1 protein-coding gene is annotated in these 539 nt (G+C 61.6%); it reads left to right on the top strand.

The annotated features are described in order from the left end of the window. Positions 1-408: carbohydrate-binding domain-containing protein (locus JQC81_RS32700; RefSeq protein WP_281400489.1), on the top strand; the 408-nt coding region annotated here is incomplete at its 5' end. Between the last annotated feature and the right edge of the window lie 131 nt (positions 409-539).

Consider the following 539-nt stretch of genomic DNA (forward strand, 5'->3'; position numbering starts at 1 on the left):
CCGACCCCGACGCCCACTCCGGTTCCGTCGCAGCCGATACCGACCCCCACGCCCACGCCCGCGCCGACGGACCCTGCAACCGACACCCTCACGGTGAAGATCGCCGGCACCGCCTATAGGGGCGACCCCAAGTTCGCCATCAAGGTGGATGGCAAGGTCGTCGATGCGGAAACCGTGGTGACGGCGAATTACGGCTCCGGCTGGGACACGTTTACGTTCACCGGCAACTTCGACGGCGCCGGCACGCAGAAGCACAAGGTCGAGATCGACCTGCTGAACGACCTCAGGGCGAGCGGCAAGGGCGACCGCAACCTCTATGTCGACGAGGTCACGTTCAACGGCGTTACGCAGACGCAGGACGTGGCGATCACCAGCCACATCGACAAAGACTGGTACTTCGCCATCTAGGCCTCCTCAATCCTCTCAGCATCAACCGCCGCTGACGTGAAAGATCGCCAGCGGCCTTTTTGTGGCCGAAGCTCAAATCAGCAAATCTGTCACAACATACCCGTGCTTCATCGGAGTGTAGCTTGGTGTTA

The sequence above is a fragment of the Microvirga arabica genome (assembly GCF_016811235.1).
Classification (GTDB): domain Bacteria; phylum Pseudomonadota; class Alphaproteobacteria; order Rhizobiales; family Beijerinckiaceae; genus Microvirga; species Microvirga arabica.